24 protein-coding genes are annotated in these 24,280 nt (G+C 63.0%); 11 read left to right on the top strand and 13 right to left on the bottom strand.

The window, feature by feature from the left end; all coding sequences use genetic code 11:
• Window positions 1–76: 76 nt before the first annotated feature.
• The 5 genes from ACR0MM_RS11485 to rbfA form a co-directional block, all read right to left on the bottom strand.
• Window positions 77–1,096 carry a calcium-binding protein gene (locus tag ACR0MM_RS11485; protein WP_170370250.1) on the bottom strand — a complete coding sequence of 340 codons (1,020 nt, stop codon included), beginning with the start codon at window positions 1,094–1,096 and terminating at the stop codon, window positions 77–79.
• A 95-nt stretch (window positions 1,097–1,191) separates the two neighbouring features.
• Entirely contained in the window at window positions 1,192–1,701 is a 510-nt protein-coding gene (locus tag ACR0MM_RS11490) for a DUF1643 domain-containing protein (protein WP_170364136.1), read from the bottom strand.
• Window positions 1,702–1,723: 22 nt separating this feature from the next.
• Entirely contained in the window at window positions 1,724–2,629 is a 906-nt protein-coding gene (gene truB / locus ACR0MM_RS11495) for a tRNA pseudouridine(55) synthase TruB (RefSeq protein ID WP_170370249.1), read from the bottom strand.
• Window positions 2,630–2,683: 54 nt separating this feature from the next.
• Window positions 2,684–3,427 (bottom strand): phosphodiester glycosidase family protein, encoded by a 744-nt coding sequence (locus tag ACR0MM_RS11500; protein ID WP_170342004.1) that lies wholly within the window; start codon window positions 3,425–3,427, stop codon window positions 2,684–2,686.
• Window positions 3,424–3,819 carry a 30S ribosome-binding factor RbfA gene (gene rbfA / locus ACR0MM_RS11505; protein ID WP_093964142.1) on the bottom strand — a complete coding sequence of 132 codons (396 nt, stop codon included), beginning with the start codon at window positions 3,817–3,819 and terminating at the stop codon, window positions 3,424–3,426. Before rbfA ends, ACR0MM_RS11500 begins: the two co-directional genes overlap by 4 nt.
• A gap of 92 nt (window positions 3,820–3,911) precedes the next feature.
• Here rbfA and dapB point away from each other — a divergent pair, with 92 nt between their 5' ends.
• Complete coding sequence (gene dapB / locus ACR0MM_RS11510) at window positions 3,912–4,721, top strand: 4-hydroxy-tetrahydrodipicolinate reductase (protein ID WP_480696239.1); 810 nt, start codon at window positions 3,912–3,914, stop codon at window positions 4,719–4,721.
• Here dapB and tmpB read toward each other — a convergent pair.
• Window positions 4,718–5,308, bottom strand: coding sequence for a (R)-1-hydroxy-2-trimethylaminoethylphosphonate oxygenase (tmpB, locus tag ACR0MM_RS11515; protein WP_480696241.1), 591 nt, complete (start codon window positions 5,306–5,308; stop codon window positions 4,718–4,720). The two genes, dapB and tmpB, sit on opposite strands and share 4 nt — an antisense overlap.
• The gene (gene tmpA, locus ACR0MM_RS11520; protein WP_480696243.1) at window positions 5,305–6,441 is read right to left on the bottom strand and encodes a 2-trimethylaminoethylphosphonate dioxygenase; all 1,137 of its coding nucleotides are present in this window, start codon (window positions 6,439–6,441) and stop codon (window positions 5,305–5,307) included. The genes tmpB and tmpA overlap by 4 nt, the downstream gene beginning before the upstream one ends.
• A gap of 98 nt (window positions 6,442–6,539) precedes the next feature.
• Between tmpA and ACR0MM_RS11525 the strand changes: the two genes are divergently transcribed.
• Window positions 6,540–7,400 (top strand): LysR family transcriptional regulator, encoded by an 861-nt coding sequence (locus tag ACR0MM_RS11525; protein WP_480696245.1) that lies wholly within the window; start codon window positions 6,540–6,542, stop codon window positions 7,398–7,400.
• A 4-nt stretch (window positions 7,401–7,404) separates the two neighbouring features.
• Here ACR0MM_RS11525 and ACR0MM_RS11530 read toward each other — a convergent pair whose 3' ends face one another.
• Window positions 7,405–7,587: a DUF1674 domain-containing protein gene (locus ACR0MM_RS11530; protein ID WP_480696247.1), complete on the bottom strand. Its 183-nt coding sequence runs from the start codon at window positions 7,585–7,587 to the stop codon at window positions 7,405–7,407.
• A gap of 88 nt (window positions 7,588–7,675) precedes the next feature.
• Here ACR0MM_RS11530 and ACR0MM_RS11535 point away from each other — a divergent pair, with 88 nt between their 5' ends.
• The 8 genes from ACR0MM_RS11535 (at window position 7,676) to ACR0MM_RS11570 (ending at window position 16,860) form a co-directional block, all read left to right on the top strand.
• Complete coding sequence (locus ACR0MM_RS11535) at window positions 7,676–8,935, top strand: RsmB/NOP family class I SAM-dependent RNA methyltransferase (RefSeq protein WP_480696249.1); 1,260 nt, start codon at window positions 7,676–7,678, stop codon at window positions 8,933–8,935.
• 88 nt (window positions 8,936–9,023) lie between these two features.
• Window positions 9,024–10,763 carry a heparinase II/III family protein gene (locus ACR0MM_RS11540; RefSeq protein WP_480696251.1) on the top strand — a complete coding sequence of 580 codons (1,740 nt, stop codon included), beginning with the start codon at window positions 9,024–9,026 and terminating at the stop codon, window positions 10,761–10,763.
• A 21-nt stretch (window positions 10,764–10,784) separates the two neighbouring features.
• On the top strand, window positions 10,785–12,374 hold the full coding sequence (gene purH / locus ACR0MM_RS11545) for a bifunctional phosphoribosylaminoimidazolecarboxamide formyltransferase/IMP cyclohydrolase (protein WP_480696253.1): 1,590 nt from the start codon (window positions 10,785–10,787) through the stop codon (window positions 12,372–12,374).
• Window positions 12,374–12,850: a signal peptidase II gene (gene lspA, locus ACR0MM_RS11550; protein ID WP_170364739.1), complete on the top strand. Its 477-nt coding sequence runs from the start codon at window positions 12,374–12,376 to the stop codon at window positions 12,848–12,850. The genes purH and lspA overlap by 1 nt, the downstream gene beginning before the upstream one ends.
• A gap of 50 nt (window positions 12,851–12,900) precedes the next feature.
• Window positions 12,901–13,416 (top strand): DUF3035 domain-containing protein, encoded by a 516-nt coding sequence (locus ACR0MM_RS11555; protein ID WP_170341119.1) that lies wholly within the window; start codon window positions 12,901–12,903, stop codon window positions 13,414–13,416.
• A gap of 80 nt (window positions 13,417–13,496) precedes the next feature.
• On the top strand, window positions 13,497–14,837 hold the full coding sequence (locus ACR0MM_RS11560; RefSeq protein ID WP_480696255.1) for a M16 family metallopeptidase: 1,341 nt from the start codon (window positions 13,497–13,499) through the stop codon (window positions 14,835–14,837).
• Window positions 14,834–16,144: a M16 family metallopeptidase gene (locus tag ACR0MM_RS11565; protein ID WP_480696257.1), complete on the top strand. Its 1,311-nt coding sequence runs from the start codon at window positions 14,834–14,836 to the stop codon at window positions 16,142–16,144. The genes ACR0MM_RS11560 and ACR0MM_RS11565 overlap by 4 nt, the downstream gene beginning before the upstream one ends.
• A gap of 251 nt (window positions 16,145–16,395) precedes the next feature.
• Window positions 16,396–16,860 carry a cupin domain-containing protein gene (locus ACR0MM_RS11570; protein ID WP_480696259.1) on the top strand — a complete coding sequence of 155 codons (465 nt, stop codon included), beginning with the start codon at window positions 16,396–16,398 and terminating at the stop codon, window positions 16,858–16,860.
• Window positions 16,861–16,902: 42 nt separating this feature from the next.
• Here ACR0MM_RS11570 and ACR0MM_RS11575 read toward each other — a convergent pair whose 3' ends face one another.
• The 4 genes from ACR0MM_RS11575 to ACR0MM_RS11590 all read right to left on the bottom strand — a co-directional run bounded on the left by ACR0MM_RS11575 (window position 16,903) and on the right by ACR0MM_RS11590 (window position 20,482).
• Window positions 16,903–17,919 (bottom strand): DUF2955 domain-containing protein, encoded by a 1,017-nt coding sequence (locus ACR0MM_RS11575; protein ID WP_480696261.1) that lies wholly within the window; start codon window positions 17,917–17,919, stop codon window positions 16,903–16,905.
• Complete coding sequence (locus ACR0MM_RS11580; RefSeq protein ID WP_170370224.1) at window positions 17,909–18,973, bottom strand: HlyD family secretion protein; 1,065 nt, start codon at window positions 18,971–18,973, stop codon at window positions 17,909–17,911. The genes ACR0MM_RS11575 and ACR0MM_RS11580 overlap by 11 nt, the downstream gene beginning before the upstream one ends.
• Window positions 18,970–20,049, bottom strand: a complete 1,080-nt coding sequence (locus ACR0MM_RS11585) for an AI-2E family transporter (RefSeq protein WP_170341131.1) — start codon at window positions 20,047–20,049, stop codon at window positions 18,970–18,972. Before ACR0MM_RS11585 ends, ACR0MM_RS11580 begins: the two co-directional genes overlap by 4 nt.
• A gap of 163 nt (window positions 20,050–20,212) precedes the next feature.
• Complete coding sequence (locus ACR0MM_RS11590) at window positions 20,213–20,482, bottom strand: potassium channel family protein (RefSeq protein WP_315901678.1); 270 nt, start codon at window positions 20,480–20,482, stop codon at window positions 20,213–20,215.
• A gap of 245 nt (window positions 20,483–20,727) precedes the next feature.
• On the opposite strand from ACR0MM_RS11590, the gene ACR0MM_RS11595 reads away from it, so the two are divergent.
• Window positions 20,728–23,376, top strand: coding sequence for an AsmA family protein (locus ACR0MM_RS11595; protein WP_480696263.1), 2,649 nt, complete (start codon window positions 20,728–20,730; stop codon window positions 23,374–23,376).
• 69 nt (window positions 23,377–23,445) lie between these two features.
• Here the strand turns inward: ACR0MM_RS11595 and ACR0MM_RS11600 are convergent, their stop codons facing one another.
• A complete protein-coding gene (locus ACR0MM_RS11600; protein WP_480696265.1) occupies window positions 23,446–24,255 on the bottom strand; it encodes an SDR family oxidoreductase in 810 nt (269 codons plus the stop codon).
• Window positions 24,256–24,280 lie beyond the last annotated feature (25 nt).

The raw sequence follows: 24,280 nt of genomic DNA on the forward strand, positions 1-24,280 counted from the left end.
AAAACCGCACCGATTCCGATGCGGATGGGCGCGTATAGGCGCAATCGGAATAAATGGCAAAGGGATTCTGCGTATCTCAGCCCGTGGGGCTGGTCAGGGTCGGGTCCAGACCCGGAGTCAGTTGGATGTCCTCGGGCCCAAGACCTTGGGCGCCGAACAGATAGGCCACCTCACGCCCGTTGACCAGAACGCGCGTCAGAACGGCGTTGTCCGCGTCTTGTTCGATCCCGATTTCGGGCGCGTCAGGGCCGTTCCATTCGATCAGAAGCTTGTCTTCTCCGGGGGTGAAATCCACGATGCTGACTTCCTTCCCGGTGCCCGTTCCATCGATGGCGATCTGGTCCGCTCCCTGACCGCCGGTGACGACATCTCCGACGCCTGCCAGGATCGTGTCGTCCCCTGCGCCGCCGTTCAGAAAATCGCTGGCGGGCGTTTCGCCATCGTCGCGTCCGGTCAGAGTGTCGTCGCCCTCACCGCCGAACAGTCTGTCTGCCCTTGCGCCGCCGGCGAGCATGTCTTCGCCGTCGCCGCCTTGCAGCGCGTCTTCGCCCTCACCGCCGGCAAGGTCATCGTTGCCCTGACCGCCGAACAGATCGTCATTGCCTTCGCCGCCAACCAACTGGTCGTCGCCGGCATGACCGTACAATATGTCGTCACCGGCATTCCCCGAGAGGTCATCGTGACCGTTGCCACCGTGCAGAACATCATTGCCAGTGTTTCCGTTTAGCGTGTCATCCCCGTCCGCGCCGAACAACGTATCATTTCCGGCGCCACCATCGATAATGTCATCGCCGTCATAGCCGTTGATCTGATCGTTGCCCTCGGCCCCGCTCAGATTGTCCACGCCCGGTCCGCCGGCGATGACAAGGTTTCCGTCCACGTCCGACAGTATGGTTCCGGTGGACGCATCCTCGGCCTCGGCCGGCTCTTCGAAAGAATCGTCAATCTCAAGCAGATTTCCTTCGGGAATGTCTTCGACGGCATCTTCTTCGATGACATCGTCGTTGTCCTCGTCCTCATCCCCCGAGAATACGTCGCTGATCGCGTATGCTGCGCCGCCCATTGCGGCCAGGCCGAACAATCCGAGCAGAAACATGGGAACCCTCCGAAAGCGTGCCACCCCGAGTGTGAAATATCCCATGCTGCCAAAGGGTTGGTCAAAGCCAACCTGTGTCTGTGGTTAACCCTTTGTCACCGGTTCCACGGTTCAGGTTGCTGAGTATACGCGATGTAGAGCGGATGCTTGGGGTGGCCTGCCTTGCTGAGCCCCAGGTGGAACAGCGGCTGGCCGGTGCCGCGCAGCAGACGCTCGACCGTCGGGCCGCGATCCAGATGCGCGCCATGCGTGCCCCAGGCGGCGATCACCTGATCGGCCCAGTCCACGCCGGCCAGGATGGCGGCGTCGTTCTCGGGCCCCACCGGATCGGCCGCGGCGCGCATCTTGCGCGGGTCAGTGTCGCGCCAGGCAAAGATGTTGGTCACCTGGAATGCCCCGAACCCCAAGGCCCGCGCGCGCCGCTCGCAACGCTCGACGGTCGGGTCATTCTGCACCTCGGTCGCGGTCGAGGGATTCAGCATCACGAACAGCGCCCGGCGCCCGGCCGGATCCCAGATGCGGGTCAGGCTGTAGCGATAGCGTTCGCAGTCGGAATAGACGGCTGTCGAGGGCGCGTCGCCCTTGGTGTGGGACCGGGTGATCATGCGCCTTCGCTTAGCACGGGACCTAACCGGCGAACACCCGGCTGGGGTGCAGTTCACCGGATTTGTAGACCCCCACCGCCACGGCCTTGCCGTCGAACGATGCCCAGGCCTCGTCGCCGTATTCCACGTCGCCGGCCAGAACCATGCCGGGGTTGCCGTTGCGCAGGCGGGTGGCGCCTTCGGGGGTGCATTTCAGCTCGGGCAGGTCGGCCAGCCCTTCTTCCAGCGGGCGCAGGTAGTCATCCAGCGCCGGGGTTTTCGCCATCGCGTCGATCTGCTCGATGCTCAGGCCGTCCTCCGCCTCGAATGGGCCGGACCAGATCCGGCGCAGCTCCTTGACGTGGCCATGGCAACCCAGCACCTCACCCAGATCGCGGGCGATCGAGCGGACATAGCCACCCTTGCCGCAGGTCATTTCCAGCACGACATGGTCGGGGTCGGGCCGGTCGACCAGCACCAGTTCCTCGACCCACAGGGGCCGGGCGGCCAGTTCCACGTCCTCGCCGTCGCGGGCCAGCTTGTAGGCGCGCTGGCCGTCGATCTTGACCGCCGAGAACTTGGGCGGCACCTGCATGATCTCGCCCACGAAGGGCAGCAGGGCCTGCTTGATCTCGTCATCGGTGGGGCGCAGGTCGCTTTCCGCGATCACTTCGCCCTCGGCATCGTCGGTATTGGTGGCCTGGCCCAGACGCACGGTAAAGGTATAGGCCTTGAGCGCATCGGTGATGTAGGGAACGGTCTTGGTGGCCTCGCCCAAAGCGACGGCCAGAACGCCGGTGGCTTCGGGGTCGAGCGTGCCGGCATGGCCCGCCTTCCTGGCATCCAGCGCCCAGCGGACCTTGTTGACCACGGCGGTCGAGGTCATGCCCGCGGGCTTGTCGACCACCAGCCAACCGGAAATGTCACGACCCTTGCGTTTGCGTCCCATGATGCACCTAGAATTCTGCTGAGGCGCGCGACCTAGCGGATCGGTCCGGCGCTGTCAATTTGTCGGGATGTCCTCGACCACGCCGACGATCGGCCCCAGCGAAAATCCCACGTCCGACCGGTTCGCCGCCCGATCATACATGCGCGAGATGTTGCCATCGAAAAACAGCGCGTTGGGCGTGTTCAGCACGTCGCGGAACAGGCGGCCGAATTCATGGAAGGTGACGTAATCCTCGGAGATCACGAACACCGCGCGGCTGCCATCGGCGCTGGTGCCCACCCCGTTGCGGATATAGCGCGAGGTCGAATCCTCGAGAAACCGCGGATGCAATTCTCCGTCGATCACCAGCATCGGGCCGGATTGGGTGGCAAAGCGGCACTCGGGTTTGCGGTCCAAATAGCCCAGCGTCTCGAACACGTCGGCGCGGCCTTCGCGGATGCAGAACACCCCGTTGGGCAGCAGGCCGAAATTGCCGGGGCCGGGGTTGGGAATCACGCGCATGAGTTCCTGCCCGTCTTCGACATAGTGGCCCACGGGCGAGCGGTCCTCGTGATACATGCCGGCATTCATCGCAAAGCTCAGGCGTTGGCCCGCATCGGCCAGTTCCTCGTTCACCGACGAGAAATGGCCCAGTACTTGGCCCGCGTCGTCATACAGGAACAGGCGCAGGTCCTCGGTGGTGGCGTCGACCTCGCACACGGTATAGCGCCGGTCTTCGTGGGCCACGCGCTCGCAGGTCACCGCACCGGCCTGTCCGGCCCAGAGCAGCGCGAGCAGAGCGGCCGCCCTGCGGATCACTCGTCCAGATCCCGGCGCACGGCGTCCTGTTCGAACATCCGGCGCGTGTCGTCCATGCGGTCGAACGTTTCGTCCAGCCGGAAGCGTAGGTCGGGGGCGAATTTCAGGCCGACCTTCTTGCCGACCATGCGGCGCAGCTCGCCTTTGTTGCGGGCCAGCAGCTCGATCACGGTGTCCTGCCCCTTGCCGCCCAACGGCAACACATAGGCGGTGGCGATCTTGAGATCGGGCGAGGTGCGCACTTCGCCCACGGTGATCGACAGGCGGTTCAGGTCGGGGTCGTGCACGTCGCCGCGCGCCAGCACCTCGGACAGGGTGCGGCGGATCAGTTCGCCGACGCGAAGCTGCCGTTGCGAGGGGCCGGGGCCGTCGTGGAATTTGTTCTTAGCCATGTCCCCGATCTAAGCGCAAAGCGGGGCTTTGCCAAGCGGCCCCGAACCGGGTAGGAGGCTTTGAGCCGAATTTCAGAAGAAGGACCAGCGCAATGACGCATATTCCGGGAATCGTCGTGACCGGGGCTTCGGGCCGGATGGGGCAGATGCTGATCAAGACCATCACCGACAGCGATCAGGCGCGGCTGGTCGGCGCGGTCGAGCGCACGGGCCATGACTGGATCGGCGAGGACGTGGGCACCGCGATGGGCGGCCAGCCGCTGGGCGTGACCGTCACCGACGATCCGCTCGAGGCTTTTGCCCAGGCCCAGGCGGTGATCGACTTCACCGCGCCCGAGGCGACGCTGGAGTTCGCCGCGCTGGCGGCGCAGGCGCGCTGCGTGCATGTGATCGGCACCACCGGCATGAGCGACGAACAGATCGCCGCGCTGGAACCTGCCGCGCGCCATGCGGTGATCGTGCGGGCCGGAAACATGAGCCTGGGCGTGAACCTGCTGGTGCAGCTGACCAAGAAGGTCGCCGCCGCGCTGGACGAGGATTTCGACATCGAGGTGATCGAGGCGCATCACCATCACAAGGTCGATGCGCCCTCGGGCACGGCGCTGATGCTGGGCGAGGCCGCGGCCGAGGGGCGGGGCGTGCAACTGGCCGATGTCGCCGACCGGGGCCGCGACGGGATCACCGGCGCCCGGCAGGGGGGGCATATCGGCTTCCACGCCATCCGCGGTGGCGACATCGTTGGCGAACACGACGTGCTGTTCGCGGCGCCGGGCGAACGGATCGTGCTGCGCCACGTGGCGACCGACCGGGCGATCTTTGCCCGAGGCGCGCTGAAGGCGGCGCTGTGGGGACAGGGCAAGGCCCCCGGCCAATATGACATGGTGGATGTGCTGGGGCTTTAACCCTCGCCCAGATGCCGGTCGACCATGCGCTGAACGATCGGCGCGAAATGGTCGAAGCCGGGGGTGTCCATGTCGGGCCGTTTGCCGGCCTCGTCCAGATACCGGACCTGGATGATTTCCTTCAGGTTCGGGTTGGCCTCGAATGCGGCGACTTCCTCGGCGCTCATCGGGCCGCCCTGCAGGTCCAGCGTATGGACCGAGGCCGCCGATAGGCGGTTGAAATACTCGGGTCTGGTTGCACACAGGTACCGTTTGGCCGCGACGTGATAGCGGCAGCAGTCGGTGATGACCGACGGAAAGAACCGCTCCAGCACCTCGGCGCCGGCGTCCTCGTGGTGGCGATCCTCGGTGTCGTCGGGGTGGTAGGTGCCGAATTCCGAGGTGAAATGCCCGATATCGTGCAGCAGGGCGCCCACGATGATCTCTTCGGGCATGCCGTTCTGCTCGGCAATGGTGGCGCCCTGCAGCATGTGCTGGGCCATGGTGACCGGCTCGCCCAGGTATTCCTCGCCTCCGCGCCGGTCGAAGATATCGGCGATGAAGGCCACGATGTTGTCGCGGGTCAGGGTCTGGAAATCGGGTTTCATTCCGCCGCCTCCGGTTGCGCCATCCGCATCGCGGCCAGAGTCGACAGCAGCCCGTCCTTGTCGGCATAGCATCCCTGCAGCCAGCGCGACCCGGCACCCGAATATCCCAGACGCGCATGCAGGACGCGGGTGTTGTCGACGATGAAGCTTTCGCCCGGTTCCAGCTTGAACGCCACGCCCAAGGTCGGGTCGTCGATGATCTCGCCCAAACGGCGGTAGGCGGCGTAATAGGCCTCCATCCGGTCGAAGGGCACATCAACGAACGGGGCCGAGGACCGGTTGTTGAAGCGGATGCCGATCAATTCGCCATCGGGCGACAGCTCGATCATCGGGCGGCGCGCGCGCAGGCAGACCCCGTCCGAACCGCGGTATTCGAACCGCGCGGGATAGCCGGCCAGCAGGGCAAAGCCCTCGGGGTTTTCGTCGCGCAGGCGCTGGGCCGCGCGAAAGCCGTCGACCACGATCGACTCCCCGCCCTCGGCGCTGTTTTCCAGGCAATAGAGGATCTGCAGCGTGGGGACCGGGTCGCGATAGGGGTTGTCGGTGTGCGCCTGCAGGCCAAGGCCGGTATAGGCTAGGTTGGTCGGGTTCACCTCGGTCCGCACCTCGAAATAGGGGCCATAGTTGGTCTCGCGCACATACCCGAACAGATCGGCGACCTTCAGCAGCGAACCGGGCTCGGTCGGGCCGCCGGTCAGCATGGCAAAGCCGTATTCGGCGACCGCCGCCAGCCAGTCGCGCTTGGCGGCGGGGTTTTCATGCACCTGCGTCCAGTCGCCAGCCGGGGCCGCGAACCCGCCGTCCCAGGTGGTGATACCCGGCGACAGCCAGCCCATCTGGCGGGTCTGGTCCCGATCATAGACATGCGCGGCCAACCAGTTTGCGGGGAAGGTGACGGTCTTGTCTTCGGGGGCGAAGGTCACCTGCAGGTCGCCGCCCGCCACCTCGGCCGCCTGGATCTCGATCCCCGCCGGAATGTCGCCGATCGTGATCAGACGCTGGCCGTTGCCGGGGTCGCGCGTCTGCGGGTCCAGCGCATTGTCGCGCAGCCAGATGGCGTGGAAACGGGCGCGGGTGCCGTCTTCGAACTCAACCGAAACGACCGCCGAGTCATGGGTGGCGTGGCGCAGCATGGGGCTCTCCTGTTCAGCGCGGGCTTTGATTGAGGAGATACGCGGGATATGGCATTACGACAATTAAGTCTTGTTCCATCTAAGAGTTGGAAAATCTAATGAGCAAGAAAAAGGTCGGCCTGCCCCCGCTGGACTGGCTGCGCGTGTTCGAGGCGGCTGGGCGGCTGGGCGGATTTTCGGCCGCGGCGCGCGAGTTCGGCCTGACCCAGGCGGCAGTCAGCCAGCGCATCGCCAATCTGGAATCCTGGCTGGGCCGGTCCCTGTTCGTGCGCGAAGCGCGCGGCGTGTCGCTGACGGTCGAGGGCGAAAGCTATCTGCCGCTGGTGCAGGACAGCCTGCGGGCGTTGGAACGCAACACCGAGGATCTGTTCGGCACCGCCCCGCGCGCGTTGCGGGTGGCCGGGCTGTCTTCGCATATCCAGGCACTCGTGCTGCCCAGCCTGGGGGCCTTTCGAGCCCTGCGGCCCGAGGTGCAGGTCACCACGGATTCGGTGGCGCGGCGGTCCTCGCTGGAGGACGAGCGGACCTGGCTTCAGCTCCGCTATGGTCGCGGCAACTGGCCGGGGCGCGCCGCCGACCTGATCGCGCCCGAGGTTCTGACGCCGATGGCGGCGCCGGGCGTCAGCTGGGGCGCGCCGGTGATCGACCTGCGCGGCGAACGTCCCGGCTGGCAGGACTGGATGCAGAAGACGGGCGACACGGATCTGCCACGCGCCGGTCTGAGCTTTGATTCGATGGAACATGCCCTTGGCGCGGCGCGGCAGGGGCTGGGGGTTGCTTTGGGGTCGGTCGCCCTGGCCTCGGCGGATTTGGCCTCCGGCCGTCTGATCCGGCTGGGGCGTCCCGATCTGGAAACCCGCGACGGATACTGGCTGACCTGGCCGCGGGACCGGGCGCATTCGAAAAAGCAGCAGGCCCTGATCGGTGATTTTCTGCAGGCCCTGCGCGCGGCGGTCTGAGCGGTCAGAAATCGATCGCGATGCCCTTCTTCTCCCAATCGCCATAGCGCGCGGGATCGGGGCCGTCGCGCCCGCCCAATTCCTTGGGCAGGGGTTTGGCCTCGGCTTCGGCCTTGCCCCGGCGCTCTTCGGCCTCGGCCAAGGCGCGTTGGGCGGCGGGCGGCAGGTCTGTGCGGTCGTCGCTCATGACATCGGGTTCCTTTCCGTGCATGGCCTTGATATACGCCCTCGTCCGCTGATGGCAATGCGGGCGCAAACCTTGCAAAGGCGGTTTCATGTCCAACACCCCGACGGCGGCGCGGCGCAGCGCCATCCATCTGCTGGATCAGATCCTGGGCGAGGGGCGACTGCTGTCCGAATGCCTGGCGGCAGGGGCGCTGGATCGCCTGGCCCCCGAAGACCGCGCGCGTGCGCAGCGGCTGACGCTGGAGACCTTGCGCGGGCTTGAGCGCGCAGACCGCCTGCTGGAGGGGCATCTGCGGCGCACACCGGCTTTGACCGTCCAAAACGCGCTGCGTCTGGGAACGGTCGAACTGTGCCATGGCGAGGCCGCGCATGGCGTCGTGAACGCGATGGTCGAGATCATCGGCCGCTCGCGCAAGCACGGGCGGCTCAAGGGGCTGGTCAACGCGGTTCTGCGCAAGATCGCCGCCGAAGGCCCCGAGGCCTGGCCGAAGATGCGGGTGCCGCGCCTGCCGGACTGGCTGCGCGAGCCGCTGATCGCCGCCTGGGGCGCGGAGGCGGTCAAGGGCATGGAGCAGGCACATTTCGCCGGCGCACCGCTGGACCTGACGCCAAAACCCGGCGCAGCGATCCCCATGGGCACCGAACTTCCGACCGGGTCGGTGCGGGTTGCCGATGCGGGGCAAGTCTCGGCCCTGCCGGGCTATGCGGCCGGAGACTGGTGGGTGCAGGATGCCGCCGCCGCCCTGCCGGCGCGGATTCTGGCGCCCCTGCCCGGCGAGCAGGTTCTGGACATGTGCGCCGCGCCCGGCGGCAAGACGCTGCAACTGGCGGCGGCGGGGGCCGAGGTCACCGCGCTGGACATTTCCGAGGCCCGGCTGGCGCGGGTGCGGGAAAACCTCGAACGGACCGGGCTGTCGGCCCGGGTGGTCGCCGGCGACGCGCTGGACCATCAGGGCCAGTACGATGCGATCCTGCTGGACGCGCCCTGTTCGGCGACCGGCACCATCCGGCGTCACCCGGATCTGCCCTTTGCCAAAGACGGTTCCGAGTTCGGCGGGTTGATCGAGTTGCAGGCGCGGATGCTGGCCCATGCCTGGACCCTGCTGAAACCCGGCGGGCGGCTGGTCTATTGCACCTGCTCGCTGCTGCCCGACGAAGGCGAAGTGCAGATCGAAGAGGCTCTGCCGCAACATCCCGACATGCAGGTGGACCGCGCCGCGCTGCAGGTGCCCGGCGTTCAGCCCGACTGGCTGACCGAGGAAGGCGGGTTACGCCTGCGCCCCGATTTTTGGCCTGATCTGGGCGGTATGGACGGGTTCTACATCGCCTGCCTGAACAAATCGGCCTGACCGGTCGCTTTTCGATGACTTGACGAACCGGCCCGGCTATCGTTGGTTCAAACGCCAGCAGAGCGGCAGGGGCAGAGCAACACACGTCATGTCGAATTCGGACACCATGGCCAACCGATGGGTGCGGTTTCAGAACCGTCTCTACGCGCGCCTCAGCCAGCGCCGCAAACCTGTCAGCGGCTTTGTCGGTCAGCCCGAGCCGCGCACTGTCGGTTCCTTTGCGCGCGGGCGGCAACTGGTGGCGGGAAATCTCTTGTTTGCGGGTTACCTAGTCGAAGCCCCGGACACAGGCTTGTGGGAGGTCGTGGCCCCCAACGCCGCATTCGATGCTGAACGCCACGGGTTTGCCTGGCTGGACGATCTGGCCGCGGTGGGTGATGCCGCGGCACGGGAAAAGGCGCAACGCTGGGTCTGGGGCTGGATCGAGACCCACGGCAAGGGGCAGGGTCCGGGCTGGGCTCCGGACCTGACCGGACGCCGCCTGATCCGCTGGATCAATCACGCGCTGTTCCTGCTGCGCGGTATGGACGAGGCCCACAGCCGCCTGTTTTTCCGGTCTCTGTCACAACAGACCTGGTTCCTGTCCAAACGCTGGCACACGGCGACACCGGGGCTGCCCCGTTTCGAGGCGCTGGCCGGCCTGATTCAGGCCGGTTTGGCGCTGGAGGGGATGGAAGACATCTCGGACCCGGCCGTTCGGGCTTTGGCGCGGGAATGCGAGGCCCAGATCGACGCGCAGGGGGGCATTCCCACGCGGAATCCGGAGGAATTGCTCGAGGTCTTTACCCTGCTGGCCTGGACTTCCGCTGCGCTCAGCGAAGTGGGGCGCGGCACGCCCGCCGCTCAGACGGCAGCAATCAAACGGATTGCCCCGACCCTGCGCAGCCTGCGTCATGCCGATGGCGGGCTGGCCCGGTTCCACGGCGGTGGCCGCGGCGTGGAAGGCCGGTTGGAACAGGCGCTGGCCCAAAGCGGGGTCAAGCCCAAACCCGTCAAAGGCCTGACCATGGGCTATGCCCGTCTGGCCGCCGCCCGCACCACGGTGATCATCGACGCAGCACCCCCGGCCAAAGGGGCGGCCTCATACATGGCGCACGCCTCGACGCTGGCTTTCGAGCTGACCTCGGGTCGTCGGCCATTGATCGTCAACTGCGGTTCGGGCGAAAGCTTCGGGTTGGAGTGGCGCCGGGCCGGGCGGGCCACGCCTTCGCACTCGACCCTTTGCCTGGATGGATACTCCAGCGCCCGGTTGGCTGCCCCGACCAAGGGAACCGCGAACGAAGCGCTGGTGGATGGCCCGAGCGAGGTGCCGGTAGAGTTCGAGGATTCGTTCGAAGGCGCGCGCGTGATGGCGGGCCATGATGGGTACGCCAAGGTGTTCGGACTTACCCATGCCCGTACGATTGAGCTGCGCTTTGACGGGCGCGAGGTAACAGGTGAAGACATCCTTCTGACGGCCACCGACAAGGCAAAACGCCAGTTCGACCGGGCGGTTGACGCATCCAAGCTGTCAGGGATCGGTTTTGACATCCGGTTTCACCTGCATCCGGACGTGGACGCAGCGCTGGATCTGGGGGGGTCTGCGGTGTCGATGGCGCTCAAAAGCGGCGAGATCTGGGTTTTTCGCCATGACGGCGCCGGAAAATTGTCTCTTGAGCCAAGCGTTTATCTGGAAAAAGGCCGTCTGAAGCCCCGCGCGACAAAACAGATCGTTCTATCCGGCCGCGCAATCGAGTATGCGACGCGCATCCGGTGGACGCTGAGCAAGGCGCAGGATACAGCCTATGCCGTGCGCGACGTGCACCGGGACGAGCCCGATTTCGACTGAGCCAAAAGGATCTTTGGACCCATGACCGACCTTCACCCCGTGCGCCGCGCGTTGCTTTCCAATTCCGACAAGACCGGATTGATCGATCTGGGCAAGGCCCTGGCCGACCGCGGGGTCGAGCTGCTGTCGACCGGCGGCACCGCCAAGGCGCTGCGTGATGCGGGGCTTGTGGTCAAGGATGTCAGCGAGGTCACGGGGTTCCCCGAGATGATGGATGGCCGGGTCAAGACGCTGCACCCGATGGTGCATGGTGGCCTGCTGGCGCTGCGCGACAATGACGCCCATGTGGCGGCGATGCAGGAGCATGGCATCGGCCCGATCGACCTGCTGGTGGTCAACCTCTACCCGTTCGAGGAAACGGTGGCCAAGGGCGCGGGCTATGACGAATGCATCGAAAACATCGACATCGGCGGCCCCGCGATGATCCGCGCCGCGGCCAAGAACCACACCTTCGTCAACGTGGTGGTCGATGTCGAGGATTACTCGGCCCTGCTGGATCAGCTCGAGGAAAACTACGGCAAGACGTCGCTGGGCTTCCGCCAGTGGCTGGCGCAGAAAGCCTATGCCCGCACCGGAGCCTATGACGCGGCCGTGTCCAGCTGGCTGGCCGACGCGCTGCAGATCGACACCCCCAAGCGCCGCGTGTTCGCCGGCGAACTGAAACAGCCCCTGCGGTATGGCGAGAACAGCCACCAGCAGGCGGCGTTCTACGTCGATGGCTCGGGCCGCCCCGGGGTCGCCACAGCCGTTCAGCATCAGGGCAAAGAGCTGAGCTACAACAACATCAACGACACCGACGCCGCCTTTGAACTGGTGGCCGAGTTCGACCCGCGCGACAGCGCCGCCTGCGCCATCATCAAACATGCCAACCCTTGCGGCGTTGCAACGGGCGCCACGTTGCTCGAGGCATACAAGGCGGCGTTCGACTGCGACCGGACCTCGGCCTTTGGCGGGATTGTGGCGCTGAACCGGCCGCTGGACGCGGAAACCGCGCGCGAAATCACCGGCATCTTCACCGAGGTCGTGATCGCCCCCGGCGCCACCGACGAGGCCAAGGCGATCTTTGCCGCCAAAAAGAACCTGCGCCTGCTGACCACCGAAGCGCTGCCCGACGTGCGCGCCGGCGGCAAGACCGTGCGCCAGGTGGCCGGCGGGCTGCTGGTGCAGGACAAGGACAACGGGCATATCGAGATGGATGACCTCAAGGTCGTGACCAAGCTGGCCCCCACGCCCGAGCAGATGCGCGATCTGCTGTTTGCCTGGAAAGTGGCCAAGCACGTCAAGTCGAACGCCATCGTCTACGTCAAGAACGAGGCCACGGTGGGCGTCGGCGCCGGCCAGATGAGCCGGGTGGATTCCGCCCTGATCGCCGCCAAGAAGGCCGAGCGTATGGCTGAAAGTCTGGGCCTGCCCGAACCGCTGACTATCGGCTCGGCCGTGGCCTCGGACGCGTTCTTTCCCTTCCCCGACGGGCTGATGGAGGCCGCCGCCGCAGGCGCGACCTGCGTGATCCAGCCGGGCGGGTCGATGCGCGATGACGAGGTGATCGCCGCCGCCGACGAAGCCGGTCTGGCCATGGTGTTCACCGGCATGCGGCACTTCCGTCACTGATGCGGGTCCGGGTTCTGCTCTGGGCCGGGCTGGCCGCATTTGTGATCGACCAGCTCAGCAAGTACCTGGTGGTCCACGTGTTGCGCGTGGCCGACCGGCCCGGCGGCATCGACGTATTGCCGCCGCTGCTGACCTTTCGGTACGGCGAGAACCGCGGCATCAATTTCGGCCTGTTTCAGGGCAATTCCGAAGCCGCGCGCTGGTTTCTCATCGCTATTTCGCTGGCCATCAGCATCGGCGTTTTCGTCTGGCTCTGGCGAACGGCCGCATCAACGCGGATGCTGGTTCTCGGCGGATTGCTGATCGGCGGAGCGTTGGGGAACGTGGTTGACCGGGTGCTGTATGGATACGTTCTGGATTTCCTGAACATGTCCTGCTGTGGCATCAACAACCCGTTCGTCTTCAACCTCGCCGACGTGTTCATTTTCGCGGGTGCCCTCGGGTTGGTGCTGTTCGAAGGCAAAAAGCCCTCGTGACGCGCCGGATGTTATGCGATAAAAGCGCCTGAAACAGGCTGGAGACCAAGATGCGGATGCCGCGCGCCATTATTGCTCTGACACTTGCTGCTGCGGTCGCAGGATGTTCCGATATCGGCCTGCGCCATCTCGAAGCGCCAGGGCCCGGGCCCGACGAGTTTTCGGTCATGCCGGTCAAGCCACTGACCCAGCCCAAAGATTATGCGTTCCTGCCCGCGCCGACGCCGGGTGGCGCGAACCTGACCGACCCGAACCCGAATGCCGATGCCGTGGCTGCGTTGGGTGGCAATCCCGGGGCGCTGAACCCCGGCACTGGTATTCCGTCGTCGGACGGGGCGCTGGTGACGGCTTCCAGCCGCTATGGCGTTTCCCCCAACACCCGCCAGGTTCTGGCGCAGGAAGATGCGGATTTCCGCAAGCGTCAAAGCCGGTGGACGCGGTTGCGCCTGTTCAAGGTGGACCGCTATTCGCAGGTCTACAAGCGCAATTCCATCGATCCCCAGGTGCAGACCGAAGCTTTGCGCAGACAGGGCGTGGAAACACCCTCGTCGCCGCCGGATGAATAATTCTTAACTTTCCGTCATCGCTCTTGAACCCGTTCGGCGTCACCGTAGTTTGAACACCGTAACGAAACGGAGGATGCCCCATGGCTCGGGCCTTGGCGTTTTGCGCCGCTTTGATGACCGCAACCCCGGTTTTGGCCGAAACCGGGCACGAGGCCGTCACCACTTTTACCCTGGACAACGGCATGGATGTCGTCGTGGTCGAAGATCACCGCGCGCCCGTGGTTCAGCACATGGTCTGGTATCGGGCCGGATCGGCGGATGAGCCGATCGGGTCGTCAGGTGTGGCGCATTTCCTCGAGCATCTTCTGTTCAAGGCCACCGATACGATGGAGGCGGGCGAGCTTTCGGCCACCGTTGCGGCCAATGGGGGCAACGACAACGCTTTCACCTCGTATGACTACACAGCCTATTTCCAGCGCGTCGCGGCCGACCGGCTGGAGTTGATGATGAAGATGGAGGCCGACCGGATGCGCAACATCCGGCTGACCGAGAGCGACATCGCAACCGAACGCGACGTGATCCTGGAAGAGCGCAACCAGCGCACCGAGAACAACCCCCGCGCCCTGTTCGGCGAACAGATGAGCGCGGCGCAGTATCTCAACCACCGCTACGGCGTTCCGGTGATCGGCTGGAAGCACGAGATGGAGACATTGGACATGGAGGACGCGCTGTCCTTCTACCAGACCTATTACGCGCCCAACAATGCGATCCTGGTGGTGACTGGCGATGTGGACCCCGGCGAGGTCAAAGCCTTGGCCGAGACGTATTATGGCGTGATCCCCGCCAACCCGGACCTGCCTGAACGGGTCCGATCGCAGGAACCGCCGCAGACCGCCGAGCGGCGTCTGACCTTCAAGGATGCGCGGGTTTCGCAACCATATGTTCAGCGCAGCTACCTCGCGCCCGAGCGTGATGCCGGTGCACAGGAAAAGGCTGCCGCGTTGTTCTTGCTGGCCGAACTGCTGGGCGGCAGCACCACGTCCTACCTGAACGAGAAACTGCAGCTTGAGCAGCAACTGGCTGTATATGCCGGGGCGTTTTATCGTGGGGTGTCGTTGGATGACACGACCTTTGATCTGATCGTTGTTCCGGCTGAAGGCGTGTCGCTGCAAGAGGCCGAGGATGCGATGGATCAGGCGGTGGTCGATTTCATCGCAGAAGGCGTCAACCCGGAGGATCTGGACCGGATCAAGATGCAGCTGCGCGCCGCACAGGTCTATGCCCGAGACAATGTCGATGGAATCGGCAACCGCTATGGCCGGGCGCTGACCAGCGGCCTGACGGTCGAGGACGTGCAGGCCTGGCCCGACATCTTGCAGGCCGTCACCGGCGAAGAAATCATCGCCGCCGCGCGCGAGGTGCTTCAGCCCGAAGCGTCTGTCACCGGCTGGCTGATGCGTGATGACGAGGTGACCCAATGATCCGTTTCCTTGCCCCCTTGATCGCCCTGCTGATCGCTCTGCCTGCCTGGGCCGAGATCAAGATTCAGGAGGTCACCTCGCCCGGCGGCATCCGGGCCTGGCTGGTCGAGGATCACTCGATCCCGTTCACTGCGCTGGAACTGCGGTTCCGCGGGGGCACGTCACTGGACGATCCCGACAAACGCGGCGCGGTCTATCTGATGAGCGGCCTTCTCGAAGAAGGCGCGGGCGACATGGATTCCCGCACCTATGCGCGGGCGCTGGAATCCCTGGCGGCGTCGATCGGATACAGGGCCACGGATGACAGTGTTGCGATCTCGGCCCAGTTCCTAACTGAAAACCGGGACGACGCCGTTGACCTGCTGCGCACCACCATCCAGAAACCGCGCTTTGATCAGGACGCGATCGACCGGGTTCGGGCGCAGGTCCTGTCCGGGCTGCGCTCGGAACAGACCGACCCTAATGACATCGCGGGTGAGGCATTCGCCAAAATGGCCTATGGCGATCATCCGTATGGATCCAACGGCAAAGGCTCGATCGACAGCGTATCGGCCCTGACCCGTGACGATATCATCGACGCATACAAAGGCGTCTTCGCCAAGGACCGTCTGTATGTGGGCGCAGTGGGCGACATCACACCCCAAGAGTTGGGTGCGTTGCTGGACAATCTGTTGTCGGACCTTCCCGAAACGGGCAAACCGATTCCCGGGAATGCCGAGGTAACGATCCCCGGTGGCGTCACGGTGGTCGAGTTCGACACGCCGCAATCAGTGGCGCTGTTCGGCCAGAAGGGCATCGACCGCGACGATCCGGATTTCTTTGCAGCCTACATCCTGAACCACATCCTCGGCGGCGGCGGCTTTGAAAGCCGCCTGATGCAGGAAGTGCGCGAAAAACGCGGCCTGACCTATGGCGTCGGGACCTATCTGGTGCCCAAGGATCTGGCCTCGGTCTATCTTGGGTCGGTATCCTCGGCCAATGACCGGATCGGGCAGGCTATCGAGGTAATTCGCGACGAATGGCGGCGCGCGGCGACCGAAGGCGTAACCCAGAAAGAGCTGGACGACGCCAAGACCTATCTGACCGGCGCTTATCCGTTGCGCTTTGACGGCAATGCCCAGATCGCGGGCATCATGGTGGGCATGCAGATGGAAGATCTTCCGATCGACTACATCGCGACCCGAAACGACAAGGTGAACGCGGTTACGCTGGACGAGGTGAACCGCGTCGCGGCCGAGCTGCTGGACCCGGACGGGCTGCATTTCGTGGTTGTGGGCAAACCCGAGGGGATTGAGACCACGAACTGACGCGAAGGGCCGGCAGTCGGCAGGCCTTTTGCAGAATTCTTGACGAGCGGCCATTCAGCGCCGCTCGCCCCGGGTCCCTTGAACCGGAAGCGTCCGCAACCTGTGGATCGTCCGCGTATCCGCCACCTGTTCCGTAAAACCGGTACGGTATTCACGGTCATGCGCGTCCGCCGGCGGGCTTGTTTCACTTGATGGACAGATGTCATCATGAAGCGGAACTATTTTCGCGGGTAAGGAAGGAGGGGTCATCGATGCCCTATCATTTCTGGCATTCGAAGTTGACCGACCCTCCCATCCACGTCCCGGCGATCGGACTGCAGTTGTTTGTCCGGATACCGCACGACACCACCGACGAGAATATCTCGGTCATAGAGACAATAAATGAACCGGGGTTTGGCCCGCCTCTGCACCGTCACCCACAAACTGAGATCTTTCGCGTTTTGGACGGGCGGTATCTCTACGAGTGCGATGGAAAGCGTTTTGTTGCAGAAACAGGCGACGTCGTAACGATCCCCGGGGGCGCCACGCATGCGTTTCGCAACCTTTCCGACGGGCCAGCGCGGCAACTGGTCATGATACTGCCATCCTTCGACACGGTCGCCTTTTTCAACGGGCTAGGAGACATCATGGCAGACGGAGTTCCCGACCGCGGCGTGCTGAATGCATTCTCCGAGAAATGGCAGATCGAGTTTCTGGGGCCGCCCCTGCAGCTTTGACGTCGGTCCAATTTGCCTCGGGTGCCAAAGTTGGCGGCTGCGTCAAGCATTCACCGGATTTTCGCGTTTCTTTTCCGGCCAGAACTCATCCACGACCACGTAGGCTATGATGACGAACAGGGCCGCGCTTGCGACTTGCAGAACCCGAGTAATGCTTTTGACATCAGCCTCGTCCGAAAACGGTGAAATCGACCCGCCGTAGACAATCAAGACCGTCGTCAGGGCCGATCCGGCGGCGGCGGCCAGCGGGATCTGGGATTTGCCGAGCGCGCCCAGCGTCACGCAGGCGAAAAAGCACAGCAGGATCGGCGTGAGAATGACCGGCGCGATGACGTTGACTTCGTAGCAGATGATGGACGCTGCTGCGCCGAGCAGGTTTGCCGTCAGCATCGCCTTGGCCACGGCTTTGCCGGCGGCAGGCATCGCAGCGAGCTGCTGGCTGAGAAGGGCCACAAAGAACAGAACCAGCAGGGCAGACGCACCAGACACAAAGAATGCCAGGGCGAAAGGAACCGTGACAAGCGACATTCTGACGATACGCCTATGCTTGTCAAAATCAGCGGCGGATGCGGCTTTGGCCTGCGTGGCTGTCTGGGGGGCGGCCGGAATCAGCGTGAACATCAGCGTCGATACGAAACCGGCAAACAACAGGTTCAGCGGGATCCAGAATACAAGCACAAGCGCCAGATCCGAAGATTGCAGAACGAGGTTGGGGATCATCAGCGCCCCCATCAGGGCGATGACGCCCGGCAGGACACCGGCACCAGACACGGACCATATGAAGGACAGGATTATCCCGATCGCCACCAGTATCAGAAACACGACCGGATAGGGCGCGAAAACCGATGAAAGCAGGAAAGAAACGAACATCAATGCAATCGAGAAGATGAACAGTTTCGCAAACGCGGCCAGGGGCAACGCGGTAGGTGCCTGAAGGAAGAGCGCGGTGAACACCGCGCCAACAACCGCCAATGGCCACCCAAGGAAAAGCCCCAGAGAAAAGACGCCGGTCACACCCAGTGCAAGTCTGTAAACGGCGTGTCTGTCCTCAGTACGCATAAGAAAAGATCGAAACCAAACGAATGTATGTCCGACCGACCGCGTTCAGTATCCCGTTGTCGCTGAGGTACATGATGACATCCGCCTGACCGTTCAACTGAAACCTGAGGTCGTCTTCCGCGCTTCCGGCCTCGTAGCCCGGCAGTATGATGCGCACGGGAAACCGTTCAGGTTCGCGCAGAAAGCCTTTGGTGCTCGGCGGGCTTGCCAATTGTCCGGGTGTGTCGCCACCACTCAGCGAGACCGCCGCGCTGAAGCTTTCGATTTTGCCCGGGATGATCTGACCGGGGTGCATATCCAGCACGACATCCACCGGAGACCCGACGGTGGCGCGCCCCAGATTGTTCTCGGTGAAATACGCCTCGATCCACACGTCCGTCGCATCAAGAAAGGTCAGCAGATCCTGGCCGGACCGGGCGTATGTGCCGGGCGCAATCAACAAGTTGGATATGACACCGGTCGCCGGCGCGCGCAGTTCGGTCCATTCCAGATTGAGCTCGGCATCGGCCAAAGCCGCCAAGGCACGCTGGATTTTGGGATTCTCATTCCCTTCGTCCCCAAGCCTTTGCTTGGCCTTCTCCAGATCCGCTTTGGCGTTTTCATAGTTCGCCTCGGACTCGGCCAGCTGGCCTCGGGCGTCGTCGGCTTTCGAGATGGCAATCAGCCCTTTCTTCTCGAGCGCGAAGACCCGCTCCGTCTGAATGCGCATCGTATCCAGATCGCTCTGCGCGCGGGCCAACTTGGCTTGCGCCGCACTTACCTCGGCCGAGGATGCGCCGACCTCCTGAGTGGCCGCCTCAAGGTCGGCCTGGGCTCTGTCGCGATCAATCTCGTAGGGTCTCGGGTCGATCCGAACCAGCAGATCGCCGGCCGAGACGACCTGCCCGTTTTCTACCAATACCTCGATCACGGTTCCCGTGACCTGCGGAACGATTTGGGTCGCCACGGCCTTTACCCGTGCGTTCCCGGTGAACGGCGTCTTGCGGTCGGCAACCAGATACCAGGTGAGGAAGATGAGAATGACGGCCAGTGTCGTCCAGATCGTCTTCCTCATTTTGCGGCTCCCTCGGCGGTGTCATCGGTCGCTGGTGAGGCGTCGATCCAGACCTTGAACAACTCGTAGAAGACGGCGAACAAGACCGGACCCATGAAGATGCCGATCAGGCCATAGGCCATCATCCCGCCCAGCACCCCGATGAGGATCACGAGCATCGGGGTCTCCAGGCCTTTTGAAATGAAAACCGGCCGCAGGAAGCTGTCCATTATGCTGACGGGAATGGCCAGAACGGTGAAGATCAGCGCCGCACCGCCGGACATGGAACTCCATGCATAGATGACCAGCGGCAGAAGGACGAGGCCGGGGCCGATCTGGATGATCGAGAGGATCAGGCAGATGAACGCCAGCGTCGCGGCCGAGGATATCCCGAACAGCGCCAACAAGACCCAAACAACGACGGCCTGAATGGCGGCAACCCCGATTACGCCCTTGGTGACGTTCCGGATCGTGGCCCCAGCCAGAGTGACGAATTCGCCGCCGCGTGGCGCAAAGACGCGGTTGGCAAAGCGCTGAAGGCCCTGCACCAGATCCGGTCCGGGGCTGAACAGGGCGCCCATGATCAACACCGACAGCGCAAGGCCGAGAAGCCCGATTCCGATCCCCAGGACTTTGCCAAAGAGCGATTTGGTGATCTCGAGGATTTGCGCGCCGTATTTTGCAAGCGCACCATCCAAGTTCCGTTCGAACATGCCCCAGGCATCGGCAAGCTTGGCGCCGACCAGAGGCAGATCCTTCAGGCCTTCTGGCGCCGGCGGTATCTTCAACTCGCCCTTGTCAGCTTGCTCGGCAAACTCGGACCCCAGTTCCGCAGCCCCAGATACCGCCGTTGCTACCGGCCCCAATGTGAGAACCAGACCCAGCAAAACCAGGATCGTCGTTGCCAGCTTCTTCCGTCCTCCCAGCTTGGACTGAAGCCAATCGAAGGCGGGATAAAGCGCAACGCAGAGAATTGTGGCCCAGATGACGACGCTTGCAAGCGGGGCAACCATGACCAAGGCGCTGTAGAGAAACAGCCCGAGAAACAGTAACCTTATCGCAAGGTCGACAATCTTTGCGTCCTGAGTCTTTTCCATTCCATCCCCCTGGTATGTTTTTCCGTATGTTACACTCAAAAAAGTAAATATGTATATTTTTTGAGCTTTTAGGGGATGCCCGGCAGTGCGGTGGTTGACTCAGCCCCCAATTTGCAAGCGGATCCTGAGGTGCAAAGCACGCTGTTGCTCACCTTGCCAGAGCCTATTTTTTCGGAGTCTCATCCTCCTGGGATAGGATCGTGTCGGCCACGGTCGTGGCGGCGGTGACGAAGATACCCAGACCCACGATTATGTACGCCATCGTAAAGATCTTGCCCGCAGCGGTTTCAGGAGAAAAGTCGCCAAAACCCACGGTCGAGATCGTCACTACGGAAAAATAGACGGAGTCCAACCAACTCCACCCCTCGACAAAATGGTAGAACACGGACGCCCAAAGGATCATTCCGACGGTGAAGGCGAGTATGCCTTTCACTCTGCCGTCCTTGAAAGCGACACCTATCCCACGCGTTATTCTGGTCAGTGAATTCATCATGCCCTCATTCGCAAAAGAATTCACGTATAGCAGTAATTGGATGATTGTGTGAATCCAAAGGGTGAGTTGGCCCGGGCAACGGCAATCTCGTGGCCTCAGAAGGCGCGCGAAACATGTATTCCATTAACATGATGGATAAATGCTCTAGGGTAATCACATGCTGAATCGGGACGCTGAGGGATAACGTGCGAATAATTGTCAAAGGTGTCTTGATCTGTTGCGCGGTCGCGCTTGTGGTTTTTGCCGCGGCTTGGCTGTTTCTGTCGTCCGCTTTGTTTTCGTCGGTGCGGACCAGTTTCGTTGAGAACCTGATCTCAAGGAAGCTGGGCCAGCAGGTCTTGATTGAGGATGAGGTGCGTTTGGGCCTTGGCCGTCAGTTGCAGGTATCAGCAGCTGGACTGGTTCTGCCCGCTACGCCCAAAGCCGAGGCGGATCTGGCGGCGATCGATCAGATCGAGTTCGAAGTATCTGCACGGGACCTGTGGAACAGCCAGCTGTCGGTGAGCAATCTTTCAGTGTCGGGAGTTCATCTGAACCTGATCACAGACGAAGAAGGCGTGACCAACTGGCAGTCCTTTTCGCGCACCGGGGCCGAAACCGACAAGACTTCGGAACGCCCGACCCAACCTTTGGCCGGTATCCTGACGGATCGCACGATCGACCTCAAGGATGTCACCGTACTCTATCAGAACGACCTGAACGGCATTGGACTGGACTTGCAGCTTCCAGAACTGGTTTTGCAGCGCGATGCCGAAACCGATGTTGCCTCGGCGGTCGGAACGGGGTCGCTCAACGGTCAGAGTTTTGACTTGAAGGGCACGTTCCCGCCCCAGGACACGTTCCAAGTGGCATGGAACTTTGATCAGATTTCGGTCGAAGCCCAACAGATTCCTGTGGAGACCGGCCTTCAGGTCAAGGCGACCCTCGAGGTCGGTCAATTGGGTCAACTGCTCGATGTCCTGAAACTCAACCGCGTGTTGGAGGGTTCGGGCAGTGTTGGTGCAACATTCAAGCTGGCAGACGGCGTCGCACGGGTTGATGACCTGTCTGTTCTGGCCAAGCTGGATGGTGGCCAAAGCCTTTCCGTCACCGGACAAATCGGGGAATTGGGCAATCCGGAAGATGTTTCTCTGACGACCCGCATTCGCCTGTATCCAGAGGATGCCGAGCCGGCTCCGGCTACCTCGAGGTATGACCTCAAGCTTATCGCTGTGGATATGGTCATCGACAGTGTCCCGGGACAGGTCCCGCAACGGCAGATGGTTATCAAAACGAACGGTTTCACGCTGGACACTTCTGGTGAGGGCCCGCCGCCGATCAAATTCTCCGAGCTTGCCAGAACGCCCGAGGGTGCCCTGAGCGTGGGCAACATCAATTTGAGGATCGGAAACCCCGCCGATCCGTTTATCATTCTGACCGGTTCGGTCGAGGATGCGTTGCAGTTGCAGGGCGTATCCGCCGAAGGTTTGATTGATATTCCGGCAAGCAGTCTGATCTCGCCCGAACTGCTGGGCCCCGATGACCAGTTGGGCAGGTTTTCGGGAAACTTTCATTTGAACGGAAACATCGAACAACTTGCTTTGACCAATCTGGATGGTCAGACAAGCGAAACCGAGGTCTGGAACCTGGAGGTGCACGGGTCCGTAGAAAATGTCCTCAAGTTCGAGAATCTGGATCTCGCGATCGGCGTGGATGTTCCGTCTGGCGCGGATCTTCTGAAGGCCTTGTCGCTGGAGCCGGTGGACACCGGTCGGGCCCATCTTGAAATCGACCTGGTAAGTGAAGGCACCGATTGGAATGCCAATGCCAATGTCGAGGTTTCCGAGTCAGTCTTGAAAATCGCGGCGGATCTTGACGATGCAACAAGCGATCCCGTGCTGCAGGGGTCGATCGAGAGCGATCTGATAAAAATCGATCAAATCCGGACCATCGTTCAGGCGGCCGCCCAACTGCGCAAGATAGGTGGTTCACCGCCGGAGCAGGAAGATGCCGAAAAAGACGACGGTGACACAGGTCCGTTGAGGGATGTGACCCTCAAACCCATCGGGCGGGCCATTTTGCTGTCGGGTGTGAATGTAGATGTCGATATAGACCTGCGTCACATTGAGGGCGCAAAGGGCATCAGCAGCCTGCAGAGCGAACTGACTCTGGACGAAAACGAGCTACGGGCCGGACCTCTGAAGTTTGAATACGGAGGTGGTCATTTCGACGTAAGCGGGCAAATGGATCTTTCGAATGAGGCGCATCTGCTGACCCTGACCGGAAAGGCGGGCGGATGGCAGTTGGATGACCTTCTGCAAAACCTGAACTTCAAGAAGGGCGCCAGCGGTACGGTGTACGCAGATTTCTCGGTTACGGGGGGCACGGACACCGTCAAGCAATTCGTCGGTAGCATGAGTGGCAATGCCACGGTTTCCATGCGCGACGGTTCGATCGAAACCCAGCTTCTGGATCTGGCCGGGCTGGGTATTCTTCCGTGGGTATTTACCAAGGAAAAACAGAAAGTGGCGCCAATCGTGTGCCTGCGCGCGCCGATCAGCATTTCCAACGGAAAAATCGAGACGAAACAGACGACGCTGGAAACAGATCATGTTCAGGTCGTTGTCTTTGGCGCTGTCGACCTGACGGACAAGGTGTTGGACCTGAACATCCAGCCAAGAAAGATTGGCGAGCCACTTGCGCGCAGCCCGTGGCCGGTGACCCTGAGGGGCGCGCTCGCTGAGCCCAAGGTCAAAGTCAAGGATGGTCCGAAAAGGCTGAAGCGGTCGGATGGTGCAGACCAGATGCCTGCACAAAGAAAGCTCTGCATCCCGGATATCCTGCAGTTGCAGTAGGGGCGGTTTGCCAAGCGGCCACGGCCCTGCCTGTGTTCGGCAAGGCCGGCCAAGCCTGTCGGACGCGGATCACCCCTTTTTCATGCTGCGCAGCATCTGCCCCATCATCTGGCCGAACTGACCCGAGCCGCGCTGATACAGCGCCCCGTCCACGGCCAGAACCGTACCGCTGACATAGCTGGCCATGTCCGAGGCCAGGAACAGACAGGCGTTGGCCACGTCCTGAGGCGTGCCCCAGCGGCCCAGCGGCACGTCCTGCAGCAACTGCTTGCCCGCGTCGGGTGTGGGGGCCAGACGCTTGGCGCCCTCGGTGCCCTCGATGAAACCCGGCACCACCGAGTTCACCCGGATGCCTTCCACGCCCCATTCCATCGACAGGGTGCGGGTGATCTGATCGACACCCGCCTTGGCCGCGCAGACATGGGCCTGGCCCTCGTAGGGCAGATAGGATTGCGGAGCCGAGATGTTGATGATGTTGCCGCCGGGCCGTTTCAGATAGGGATAGGCGCCTTTCAGCACATGCACGGTGCCCATCAGGTCGATCTCGACCACGGTGCGGAAGGCGTTGACCGACATCTCCGCCATCAGCGCTGGGAAGTTGCCGGCCGCCCCCGAAACCAGCACGTCGAAATCGCCGAGCGCCGCGTGGAACTGTTTCAGCCCCTCGGCGACCGCCTCGGCATCACGAACGTCGAAGGCCGCGCCGATGGCCTCGGCCGCGCCGGCCGCCTTCAGCGCGGCGATGGTGTCGTCCACCTTCTCCTGCGAGCGGCTGGCCACGGCCAGTTTGGCGCCCGAGGCCGCGAAGGCCTCGGCGATGCCCCGATTGATACCGCTGGTCCCGCCGATGACGACGACCGTCTTTCCTGCAAAGTCCATGTAGAGCCTCCCGCTTTGGAAGGGG

The sequence above is a fragment of the Ruegeria sp. BC6 genome, assembly GCF_056539185.1.

What these genes read in the sequence shown, in the direction of transcription:
- ACR0MM_RS11485 (WP_170370250.1), bottom strand. Translation starts at nt 1,096, where the DNA reads ATGTTTCTGCTCGGATTGTTCGGCCTGGCCGCAATGGGCGGCGCAGCA.
- ACR0MM_RS11490 (WP_170364136.1), bottom strand. Translation starts at nt 1,701, where the DNA reads ATGATCACCCGGTCCCACACCAAGGGCGACGCGCCCTCGACAGCCGTC.
- truB (WP_170370249.1), bottom strand. Translation starts at nt 2,629, where the DNA reads ATGGGACGCAAACGCAAGGGTCGTGACATTTCCGGTTGGCTGGTGGTC.
- rbfA (WP_093964142.1), bottom strand. Translation starts at nt 3,819, where the DNA reads ATGGCTAAGAACAAATTCCACGACGGCCCCGGCCCCTCGCAACGGCAG.
- dapB (WP_480696239.1), top strand. Translation starts at nt 3,912, where the DNA reads ATGACGCATATTCCGGGAATCGTCGTGACCGGGGCTTCGGGCCGGATG.
- tmpB (WP_480696241.1), bottom strand. Translation starts at nt 5,308, where the DNA reads ATGAAACCCGATTTCCAGACCCTGACCCGCGACAACATCGTGGCCTTC.
- tmpA (WP_480696243.1), bottom strand. Translation starts at nt 6,441, where the DNA reads ATGCTGCGCCACGCCACCCATGACTCGGCGGTCGTTTCGGTTGAGTTC.
- ACR0MM_RS11525 (WP_480696245.1), top strand. Translation starts at nt 6,540, where the DNA reads ATGAGCAAGAAAAAGGTCGGCCTGCCCCCGCTGGACTGGCTGCGCGTG.
- ACR0MM_RS11530 (WP_480696247.1), bottom strand. Translation starts at nt 7,587, where the DNA reads ATGAGCGACGACCGCACAGACCTGCCGCCCGCCGCCCAACGCGCCTTG.
- ACR0MM_RS11535 (WP_480696249.1), top strand. Translation starts at nt 7,676, where the DNA reads ATGTCCAACACCCCGACGGCGGCGCGGCGCAGCGCCATCCATCTGCTG.
- ACR0MM_RS11540 (WP_480696251.1), top strand. Translation starts at nt 9,024, where the DNA reads ATGTCGAATTCGGACACCATGGCCAACCGATGGGTGCGGTTTCAGAAC.
- purH (WP_480696253.1), top strand. Translation starts at nt 10,785, where the DNA reads ATGACCGACCTTCACCCCGTGCGCCGCGCGTTGCTTTCCAATTCCGAC.
- lspA (WP_170364739.1), top strand. Translation starts at nt 12,374, where the DNA reads ATGCGGGTCCGGGTTCTGCTCTGGGCCGGGCTGGCCGCATTTGTGATC.
- ACR0MM_RS11555 (WP_170341119.1), top strand. Translation starts at nt 12,901, where the DNA reads ATGCGGATGCCGCGCGCCATTATTGCTCTGACACTTGCTGCTGCGGTC.
- ACR0MM_RS11560 (WP_480696255.1), top strand. Translation starts at nt 13,497, where the DNA reads ATGGCTCGGGCCTTGGCGTTTTGCGCCGCTTTGATGACCGCAACCCCG.
- ACR0MM_RS11565 (WP_480696257.1), top strand. Translation starts at nt 14,834, where the DNA reads ATGATCCGTTTCCTTGCCCCCTTGATCGCCCTGCTGATCGCTCTGCCT.
- ACR0MM_RS11570 (WP_480696259.1), top strand. Translation starts at nt 16,396, where the DNA reads ATGCCCTATCATTTCTGGCATTCGAAGTTGACCGACCCTCCCATCCAC.
- ACR0MM_RS11575 (WP_480696261.1), bottom strand. Translation starts at nt 17,919, where the DNA reads ATGCGTACTGAGGACAGACACGCCGTTTACAGACTTGCACTGGGTGTG.
- ACR0MM_RS11580 (WP_170370224.1), bottom strand. Translation starts at nt 18,973, where the DNA reads ATGAGGAAGACGATCTGGACGACACTGGCCGTCATTCTCATCTTCCTC.
- ACR0MM_RS11585 (WP_170341131.1), bottom strand. Translation starts at nt 20,049, where the DNA reads ATGGAAAAGACTCAGGACGCAAAGATTGTCGACCTTGCGATAAGGTTA.
- ACR0MM_RS11600 (WP_480696265.1), bottom strand. Translation starts at nt 24,255, where the DNA reads ATGGACTTTGCAGGAAAGACGGTCGTCGTCATCGGCGGGACCAGCGGT.